At 73.7% G+C, this 9,943-nt stretch carries 7 protein-coding genes; 6 read left to right on the top strand and 1 reads right to left on the bottom strand.

The window, feature by feature from the left end:
• Nucleotides 1-197 precede the first annotated feature (197 nt).
• Nucleotides 198-3,185 carry a glycoside hydrolase family 84 protein gene (locus tag KN815_RS29595; RefSeq protein ID WP_216344945.1) on the bottom strand — a complete coding sequence of 996 codons (2,988 nt, stop codon included), beginning with the start codon at nt 3,183-3,185 and terminating at the stop codon, nt 198-200.
• Nucleotides 3,186-3,578: 393 nt separating this feature from the next.
• Here KN815_RS29595 and KN815_RS29590 point away from each other — a divergent pair, with 393 nt between their 5' ends.
• The 6 genes from KN815_RS29590 (at nt 3,579) to KN815_RS29570 (ending at nt 9,807) form a co-directional block, all read left to right on the top strand.
• A complete protein-coding gene (locus tag KN815_RS29590) occupies nt 3,579-3,869 on the top strand; it encodes a hypothetical protein (protein WP_216344944.1) in 291 nt (96 codons plus the stop codon).
• Nucleotides 3,869-6,100, top strand: a complete 2,232-nt coding sequence (gene malQ / locus KN815_RS29585; RefSeq protein WP_216344943.1) for a 4-alpha-glucanotransferase — start codon at nt 3,869-3,871, stop codon at nt 6,098-6,100. Before KN815_RS29590 ends, malQ begins: the two co-directional genes overlap by 1 nt.
• 13 nt (nt 6,101-6,113) lie before the next feature.
• Nucleotides 6,114-6,245, top strand: coding sequence for a hypothetical protein (locus KN815_RS51655; protein ID WP_301184660.1), 132 nt, complete (start codon nt 6,114-6,116; stop codon nt 6,243-6,245).
• Between the two features lie 95 nt (nt 6,246-6,340).
• A complete protein-coding gene (locus KN815_RS29580; protein WP_014060726.1) occupies nt 6,341-6,583 on the top strand; it encodes a hypothetical protein in 243 nt (80 codons plus the stop codon).
• A gap of 332 nt (nt 6,584-6,915) precedes the next feature.
• Nucleotides 6,916-7,890: an acyl-ACP desaturase gene (locus tag KN815_RS29575; protein ID WP_216344942.1), complete on the top strand. Its 975-nt coding sequence runs from the start codon at nt 6,916-6,918 to the stop codon at nt 7,888-7,890.
• A gap of 78 nt (nt 7,891-7,968) precedes the next feature.
• The gene (locus KN815_RS29570) at nt 7,969-9,807 is read left to right on the top strand and encodes a tetratricopeptide repeat protein (protein WP_253209316.1); all 1,839 of its coding nucleotides are present in this window, start codon (nt 7,969-7,971) and stop codon (nt 9,805-9,807) included.
• Nucleotides 9,808-9,943 lie beyond the last annotated feature (136 nt).

Raw genomic sequence — 9,943 nt, 5'->3', positions numbered from 1 at the left:
GTCCCCATCCCTCCGCTTAGGGGGTGTCCGGCGGGGCTTGGCGCCTGCGGCGGGCTGTTCCCCTCCCCGCCTCTTCCCTCAACTGGGGCTCCGCCCCAGACCCCGCTCCTCAAGCGCCGGAGGGGCTGGGTGGCGCTGGAGGGGCTGGGTGGCGGGGCTCTGCCTCAGGGGCGGAGCCCTGCCACGTGGTGTGTGGGCTAGTCCTTCCGCACCGCGTAGGCGGCGACCGACCAGAGGGAGTAGCCGAAGCGGGTGGCGCGCTCGACGCCCTGGACGCGGATGAAGCGCGTGCCCGGGGCGTCCATGCCGATCGACTCCCGCCCGCCCTTCCCATGGGCGACCGTCGCCGCGTCGCGCCAGATGCGGCCGTCCCCGGAGACCTGGACGCGGTAGCGGGCGGCGTAGGCGTCCTGCCAGTTCAGCACGAGACGGCCGATCCGGGCCGGGTGGGCCAGCTCCAGTTGGAGCCAGGCACCGTCCTCCGGCCGGGAGGACCAGCGGGTGTCCGCCTTGCCGTCGATCGCGGCGGACGCCGGGAGGTCGGCGGTCTCGTCGCCGGACGAGGTCGCCTTGGTGCCCTCCGCACGCGCCAGGTCCGGGCCGTCGGCGCGCGGGAACGCCCTTACGGTCAGCATGCGCTCCTCCGTTCCGAAGCGGACCGGAACGGAGTAGCTGCCCGCCTTGGTGCCCTGGGCCACCGATATCTCCAGACGGGCGGTCACCGCGCCGCCGCGCGGGGCCGTCACCCCGCCGGGGGCGCGGACGGTGATGCCGTGCGGCGCCTTCACCGTAAGGTCGCCGTTCACATCGCCGGGGCGGTGCGAGACCAACTGGGCCTCGACGACGGCCGCGCCGCCGCCTATCTCCGCGTCCGCCGTCTTGTGGGACAGCGTGAGCTCGGCGTCCGGGGTGTCGCCGAACCAGGGGGTGATCTCGTGCACGGCCGGCGGGGTGGTGCCGGTCGGCCAGCTCAGCCGGATCGCGTCCGCCAGCAGGTCCTTGTCCCCGTCCGCCGCCCTGACCTGGGTGAAGCCGCTGCCCGAGAGCGCGCCGAGGCTGCGCCAGCCCTTACCGGGGACATGCGCCTCGACGGTGCCCGGTGAGCCGTTCCGGACCCGGGCGGTGAGCGCGGAGACGGCGGAGAGCGGGCGGGTGCGGCCGAAGCGCACGGTGACCGGGCGGCCGGGCGAGGCGACCTCCGTGGCCGCCTTACCGTCGGCCGCCGCGTGGTCGTCCTTGCCGGTCCGCAGCCCCTGCTTCGGGGTCCGGTCCACGCCCGACCAGGCGTCCGCCCGCGTCAGGGCCTTGGCGAGGAAGGGGTCGAGGACGCCCTTGCCGACCGTGACCCGGCTGTCCCCGATCTTCTCGCGCAGCGCCTCCACCGCGAGCCGGGCCTGCCAGGCGGCCGCTCCGTCGCCGTGCGCCTGAGCGGTGAGCATGTCCACGGCCCGCACGCCCGCGTCGCCATACCGGCCGAGCTGGTCCAGCCAGGGCCGCACATCGTCGCCCAGCATGCGGGACAGCCGCTCGGGGGCCTCACGCATGGTCCGGAAGGCGTCGCGCAGCCGGTCCCCGGACCGCTCCAGCCGCCCCACGTCCGTACCGGCCAGGGCCGTCCAGAAGGCGTCGAGGAGCGGGCGCAGATACGCGGACTCGTCGCCGCCGAGCATCGAGGAGGCGTCGTTCCCGGCGAGGGCGCGCAGGGCGGCGCGGGTCTTGCCGTCGGGGCCCGCGAGGTCGTCGATGGCCGCCTGCCAGGACTCCTGGGGGCGGTAGCCGCGCGGGTTCCAGGCGAAGTCGGCGGCGGTGAACAGCGGGATCCGGGAGGCGGTCGGCTGCTCCATGGCGTTGGCCAGCAGCGCCGCGGACTGGGTGGCCACCGCCGGGTCGCGGCCGGTGTACGGGCCGAGGAAGATCCGGTCCTGCGCCCAGTCGTTGACCGGGTAGTTGTCCATGGTGACCAGGCGGTGGCCGAACGCCGACCGGGCACCGGCCAGCTCACCGCCGGTGATGGTCCTGGGCACCACCCCCACCCCGGTCCAGGCGACGTCCACGCGGTCGTCGAGCGCACCGGACAGCGCGCGCCGGAACTCGGTGTCGCCGTCCTGGAAGTACTCGGTCGGCATCAGGGACAGCGGGGCCGAGCCGGGGTAGCGGTCCGCCAGATGGCGGGCGAGGGCGCCTGCCACCTTGGCCTGTGCGGTGGCGGCGGCCTCCGGGCCGGAGCCGAAGGTGTCGGCGTCGGCGTCGCAGTGCCACTCGCTGTAGCTGACGTCCTGGAACTGCAACTGGAAGGAGCGCACCCCGAGCGCCCACATGGCGTCGACCTTGCGCAGCAGCGCCTTGAGGTCCTTCGAGGACGAGAAGCACATCTCCTGGCCGGGGGAGACCGCCCAGCCGAGGGTGACGTGGTTGGCCCGGGCGCGGGTGGCCAGTTCGCGGAACTCCTCGCGCCGCTCGGCGGGGTAGGGGTCGCGCCAGCGGGCCTGCCGGTAAGGGTCGTCGCCGGGCGCGTAGAGATAGCGGTTCTGCTTGGTGCGGCCCATGAAGTCGAGCTGGGCCAGCCGGTCGCGGTGCGACCACGGGGAGCCGTAGAAGCCCTCGGTCGTGCCCCTTACGGCCGTCCCGGGCCAGTCGCGGACGGTCACCCCGGCGACGGCGGAGCCCTTGCCCGCCCGCTTCACCAGGAGCTGGCGCAGGGTCTGGACGGCGTGGAAGAGACCGTCGGGGCCGACGCCGGACAGCGCGACCGTGGGCCGCCCCGCCACCGGGCCGGTGGCCAGGAGATAGCCGCCCGACGGGAGGTCACCGCGCTCGGGCGCGCGCAGGGCGCGCAGCGCGCTGTTCGCGCCCCGGCCGCCCACCTGCACCACCAGTCCACGCGTCGGGGCCTTGCCACCGGGTGTGGCCTCGTTGACGGTGCGCACCCCCGCGTCGTGCAGCAGGCCGCGCAGCGCGTCCAGGGCGTACGGATCGGCGTCGCCGTCGGCTATGAGGGTGGCCTCGTCCCCCAGGGCCAGCTCCGGCCCGTGTGCCCGCAGCGACTGAGGGCGCGGCCATACGGGCGGTGTGCCGTCGCTGCTCTCGCGCTCCGGTGTGGAGGCGCCCGGGGAGCCGTGCTCCACCGGTGCGGCGGCGGCCGTGGTGGCGCCGCCGAGCAGCCCGCCGATGACCGCGGCGGCCATGGCCGTCGCCCCCGCGGCCCTGGGCCTCTTCCCCCCGAACTGCACGGGCCTCTCCTCGATCCAGATAGCCGGTCCCCGTAGAAATGGCGCCGATGGGCGTGAGCCCACCACCAGGCCGGTGGGGGTGTCAACGCGGGCGACCGAACTGTCGGCATTGCCGTGTGCGCGAGGCATCGGGCGGACCGGGGCCGGGTGCGGCACGCCCGGCGCAAGTCTGACGGACGAAGGGCGGTCCTGTTCGTAAACTCTGTGCTCCCGATCCCTTACAGCCGTGAAATCGCCGCCCAGAGGGCATGTGACCTACAGCACGTACGGGGGGCGTTTACGTCTGCATCCGTCCGGAGCGGGTAGGGCTCGAGATGACCCACTGCCGACAACCCCACGGAGGTCCGTGTGGCCGCGTCAGCTCAGCTTCTGCTTTCCGCCCTGTCCAAACCCGGACCCGAGGCGTCCAGCGAACCGGATCCCTTCGACGGGGTCTCCGACCCCGACTGTGGACTGTGCGGCCTGGACGGCTTCGGGTCCGGAAGCGCCACGGAGGCGCCCCTCACCAGCGAGCCCCCGCTCGCCGACAACGTTCCCCTGACCAGCGAGCCCCCGCTCGCCGCCGAACGTCCCCTGACAAGTGAGCCGACCGCCGCCCTCACCGGCGCGGGCGCGGGCTGCGAGCCGATGGAGTACTGATGGGCAGAGCGCGGCTCGCCGAGCTGCACGGCGTCGCCACCTCCTACGAGCCCGCCCCGGGCCGCACCGTCCAGGTGCCCGGGGACACAGTGGTCGCCGTACTGGCCGCGCTCGGCGTGGACGCCTCGACCCCCGAATCGGTACGCGAAGCGCTGGACCGGCATGAGCGCCGGCAGCGCGACCGACTGCTGCCCCCCTGCGTGGTGGTGCGCCCCGGCAAGGCGCCACGCCTGAGCCTGCCCGAGGGCACGGCGCTGCGGGTGCGCCCCGAAGACGGCGCGCCGCACACGTGGGGGCGGGCGGCCGCGGGGACCCGTGGGGCCGACGGCCCCCTTACGGAGGCCCGCACAGACAGCGCTCATAGGGGCGGCGCTCATGCGGGTGGCGTTCTTACGGGCGGCGCTCATACGGGTGGCCTTCTTACGGAGGGCACCGCCGCCGATGGCCTCCTTACCGCGTTCGCCGCGCTGCCGCCCGGCGCCCATACCCTGCTCGCCGAGGCCCCCGACGGCCGCCGCGCCACCGCCCCCCTCATCGTGGCCCCCGACCGGATGCCGTTATCCCCGGTCCGCAGCCACGGCTTTCTGGTGCAGCTCTACTCGCTGCTCTCCGCCCGCTCCTGGGGCATGGGCGACCTCGGCGATCTGGCCGATCTGGCCGCCTGGTCGGGACGGGCCCTCGGCGCCGGTTTCATCCAGATCAACCCGCTGCACGCCGCCGTCCCCGGCACCCCGGGCGCGCCCACCGACCCCTCGCCCTACCGCCCCTCCTCGCGCCGCTTCCCCGACCCGGTCCACCTGCGGATCGAGGACGTGCCCGAGTACGTCCAGTTGCGCGGCCGCGCCCGGGAGCGGGCCGATCAGCTCCTGGAGGCCGCCGCGGCCCTCCGTACGTCCGTCCTGCGCGAGGGCGCCCTCATCGACCGGGACGCCGTCTGGGCCCTCAAGCGCGAGGCGCTGGAGCTGGTGCGCACGGTCCCGCTCAGCCCCGGCCGCCGCGCCGCCTACTGCGACTTCCTCGCCGAGCGCGGCCAGGCCCTGGAGGACCACGCCCTGTGGTGCGCGCTCGCCGAGACCCACGGCCCCCAATGGCGCACCTGGCCCGGCGGCCTGGCCGATCCGCGCTCCGCCGGCACCGCCCGGGCGCGGGCCGGGCATCTGGACCGCACCGACTTCCACTGCTGGCTGGCCTGGCTCACCGACACCCAGCTCGCGGCCGCCCAGCGCGCCGCGCGCGACGCGGGCATGGGCATCGGCCTCGTGCACGATCTGGCGGTCGGGGTCCATCCCTCGGGCGCCGACGCCTGGGCGCTCCAGGACGTCTTCGCCTCCGGCATGTCGATCGGCGCGCCCCCGGACGCCTTCAACTCCCGGGGCCAGGACTGGGGCCTGCCGCCGTGGCGCCCGGACGTGCTCGCCGCCACCGGCTACGCCCCCTACCGCGATCTGCTGCGCGGCCTCCTACGGCACGCGGGCGCGCTCCGTATCGACCATGTGATGGGCCTCTTCCGGCTGTGGTGGGTTCCCGAGGGGCGTGAGCCGACCGAGGGCTGTTACGTCCGCTACGACGCGGAGGCGATGCTCGGCGTGCTCGCCCTGGAGGCGCACCGGGCCGGAACGGTCGTCATAGGGGAGGACCTGGGGACGGTCGAGCCCGGCGTGCGGGAGGAGCTGGAGCGGCGCGGGGTGCTGGGGACGTCGGTGATGTGGTTCGAGCGGAACTACAACGGAGCGGGCGCGGCCCGGCCGCTGTCCCCCGGTCAGTGGCGCGCCGACTGCCTGGCCACCGTGACGACCCACGATCTGCCGAGCACGGCCGCCCGGCTCACCGGCGACCATGTCGAACTCCGGCACCGGCTGGGCCTGCTGACCCGCCCCCTCGCCGAGGAGCGCGCGGCGGACGCGGTGGAGGTCGCCGAGTGGCTGGCGCTGCTGGGGCGGCTCGGGCTGCTGCCGGAGGGGCCGGGCGACGAGGAGGGGGCGGTCAAGGCGGTCCACCGCTTTCTGCTGCGCACCCCGGCGAGGATGGTGGGCGTATGGCTGCCGGACGCCGTGGGGGACCGCAGACCGCAGAATCTGCCGGGCACCTGGGATCAGTACCCCAACTGGCGGCTGCCGATCGCCGACGCCGAGGGGCGCCCGATGTCCCTGGAGGAGCTGGTCGCCTCGCCCCGGCTGCGCGAGCTGATGGCCGAGGTGGCCCGGCTCGCCCCTCGTCGCGCCGCGCCGTAGCTGCCTCGACCCCATGGCTGCCTCGATCCACCCGCTGGCCGCGCCCGTCACCGCCGACGGGCTGCGGGTACGGGTCCTCGCCTCTCGCGCCGCGCCACGGCTGCTGCCGCCCACCGTCCACCTCGGCGCGGCGGGCCGCCGCTGAGCCGACCTCCGAGGCCGCGGTCATGGCCATCTCAACACGGTGGTAAAGGCCACCCCGGGCACGCGGCGCCAGGGGGCATCGGATAACTTGAGTCCGTGAGCAACAAGGTCAAAAAGAACGCCGTGCGCGCCGGTGCAGTCATCGCCGCGACGACGGCGATGCTGCTGATGTCGTCCCCCGCGTTCGCGCTCACCCGCGACGACGGTGACGACCCGGGTCCGGGCCTGAGCGTCGCCGAGACGCTGGGCCTCTATGTCGCCGCTCCGATCATCCTCTTCCTGGTGATCGCGGGTCTGGTGATGGCGGGAGACAGGAAGTCCCGTAAGCAGACCGACTGAGGCGATTGATCGACGAAGCGCGCGCACGCCGCTGCGGAGCGCCCCGGCCATCCGGACGCTGTTGGCAAATTACCAACAGCGTCCATCCGGCCGGGGCGCTTTTGTCGTATATGGGGTGGACGGTTTCGCTCCGGCCGCCGGTCCGTGCCGGGTAGGCCATCCGCGCCGCGCCGCATTCCGCCGCCCCCGATCCCCAAGTGCGACCGTGTCACGTCGAGTTCACCATGTGCCATCCACAGGCCCCGGGCCGTTTATTTTCGCTTTAACCTACGCTGTCGTAACCTACGGGTCCGTAGGTAAAGCCCGTCGCCCCCGTCCCCTGGAGCGCCACCGTGACACTCGCCCCCACCCACCGCCCCGGTCAGGCCGTATGGAGCGATACCCAGCTCCTGTACGCGCTTGAAGAGGTGGTCGAGACCGAGCTCAACCGGCATCTGGCGGTCGCCAAGGAGTGGATGCCGCACGAGTACGTCCCGTGGAGCGACGGCCGGAACTTCGACGGTGTCATGGGCGGTGAGGCATGGGCGCCCGACCAGTCCAAGGTCAGCGACGTCGGCCGGATCGCACTCGTGGTGAACCTCCTCACCGAGGACAATCTCCCCAGCTACCACCACGAGATCGCGACCCTCTTCGGCCGGGACGGCGCCTGGGGCACCTGGGTGCACCGCTGGACGGCGGAGGAGGGGCGCCACGGCATCGTGATGCGTGACTACCTGCTGACCAGCCGCGCCGTCGACCCGGTGGAGCTGGAGCGGTTCCGCATGGCGCATATGTCCGAGGGCTTCGAGTCGGACAACCAGCACAGCATGCTGCACACCGTGGCGTATGTCGCCTTCCAGGAGCTGGCCACCCGCATTTCGCACCGCAACACCGGCCATCACTCCGGCGACCCGGTCTGCGACCGGATGCTGGCGCGCATCGCCACCGACGAGAACCTGCACATGATCTTCTACCGGAACCTGCTCGGGAAGGCGTTCGAGCTGGCCCCCGACCAGACCATGGGCGCAGTCCGCGATGTGGTGGTCAACTTCCGCATGCCGGGTCATGGGATGCCCGGCTTCGAGCGCGCCGCCGCCCAGATCGCCATTGGCGGTATATACAACCTGCGCATCCACCATGACGACGTCCTCCAGCCCGTGCTGCGGTTCCTGAAGGTCCTGGAGATCGGCGGGCTCGGTCCGGAGGGGCTCAAGGCGCAGGAGGAACTGGGTCTCTACATGGGTGGATTGGACGATCAGGCCACCAAGTTCGACGAGCGGCGCGAGGCGCTGCTGGCCCGTCGCAGGGCCCGTGCCGAACGTTCGTGATCACTCTGGCACCATCGGGTGATGGTCGAACATTCATCGCAAGGGACGTCCGGCGCGGCTCACGGTGAAATGCCCGCCATGGCGGACCGGATGGCGGCGGATCAGGAGCCTGCTGACGAGCCGGATCCGGAGCCGGACCTGGACCCGGAGCCGGACCCGGATCCGGCGGCCGAGGAGGCCCGGTTGAGGGTCGCCGCGGCCGCCGGGAAGCCGGATGCGTACCGGGCCTACGCCGAACTCCTCACCGGCGAGGGCCGTTTGGACGAGGCCCTGCCGTGGTGGGCCAGGGCCGCCGACGCCGGGGACGCGGACGCCTCGCGCACGCTCGCGATCTGCCATAAGGACCGCGGCGAGTTCGCCGAGGCCGAGCGCTGGTACCGCACGGCCGCCGATCGCGACGGCGGCTGTGCGTTCGGTCTGGCCCGGCTGCTGCACGAGGCCGGCGATACGGCCGGTGCCGAGACGTGGTACGAGCACGGGGCCGCGCTCGGCAGCGTCGAGTGCACGACCAACGGCGCCGTGCTGCTGGCCGCCCGAGGCGAATGGGACACCGCACTGGAGCGGCTGGCCGAGGCATCCGCCCGGGGTGACGACATCGCCACCCGCACCCGCCGGGCCATCCAGCACATGCTGAGCGACCTGGACGGCTGGCGCGAGGCCCTCGCCCGGGCCGAGGCCGAGGGCGACCCCGAGGAGGCGTACGAGGCGCTGCGCGACCTGCTCGATCCGGACCGCAGGGCGATGTTCGCGCGCTACCCCCGGATGGTCGCGGAGGCCGAGGCGCTGTACGCGCGGGCGGCCGCGGTCGGCAGCGCCAAGGCACTGGTGGACCAGGCCCTCTTCATCGCCCGCGACGACAGCCGCTGGGACGAGGCCCGCGCCCTCGTCGAACGCGCTCATGAGCTGGGCTACGACGGTGCGGCGTACGTCCTCGGCGTCTGGGCGGAGGAGAACGGCGAACTGCGCACCGCCGAGGAGTGGTATCGCACCGCCGACGAGGCGGACGGCGGCCACATATGGGCCAGCTTCAACCTCGGCGTGCTGTGCGTACGGCAGCGGCGGCTGGACGAGGCGGAACGGTGGCTGCGGGCCACGGGGCTCGACGGTCTCGTGGGTGCCGAGGGGATGGATGCGGAGGGCCGGGGGCCGTTTGACGAGGGCGACGAGCGGATCGTCCGGGCGCTGGAGGACATCGCCGCGATCCGCGCCGACCCCGAGCGGATGCCGCCCGCCGAGTGGGAGGAACGCCTGCCCGGGCTGCGGGCCCGCGCCGAGGAGGGCGGCCCGGACGCCTGGTGCGCGTACGCCGACGCGCTCGACCGGCTGTACCGGCTCCCCGAGGCCGCCGAGTGGTATCGCAGGGCGGGCACCCCGCGTGCCCTGCTCGCCCTCGGCCGGATGCTGTACGAGGTGGGCGGCGCCACGGGGCTGCGGATGGTGCCGTACTTCGAGCCCGCGGCGGCGGAGGGCGATGCCGGGGCCGCGTACGACATCGGCCGTATCCACGACGAGGCCGGGGACCGGCGCACCGCCCAGATCTGGTTCCGCCGGGCGGCCGACCTCGGGCACGGGCGGGCCGCGTGGTGGCTCGGCTGGACGTCGGAGGAGCGGGGCGGCGATCCGCAGCATGCCGAGCGCTGGTATGTGCGCGCCGCCCGCAGCGGCCTGGTGCCGCCCGCGTTTCTCGCGGGGCGCAGCATGGTTCGGCGCGGTGCCTATGGTGAGGCCGAGCCGCTGCTCAGGGTGGCGTGCGAGGGGGAGCACGAGGAGGCGCCGTACTGGCTGGCGCAAGCGTTGCGGGGGTTGGGGCGGGTGGAGGAGGCGGAGCGGTGGCTTCGGGTGGCTGCCGAGGCGTACCCGGATCTCCTGCGTAAATACGGCCCGATGGCCGGCCTGGCCATGCCCGATCCCGGCTGACGCGTAGTTTGTGGGCAATCGTCCCGTGGGCGGGACGGGTGGGCACAAACGGGCCACCGGCCCGCACCCGGCAACGAAACGTTGACCAGGGACGAGCACCGGCCAAGGCATCGCTGCCGGGTGCGGCCCGGTAGCC

This window comes from Streptomyces niphimycinicus (assembly GCF_018883605.1).
GTDB classification, from domain to species: Bacteria; Actinomycetota; Actinomycetes; order Streptomycetales; family Streptomycetaceae; genus Streptomyces; species Streptomyces niphimycinicus.
This window is presented reverse-complemented; position numbering and strand designations above follow the sequence as displayed.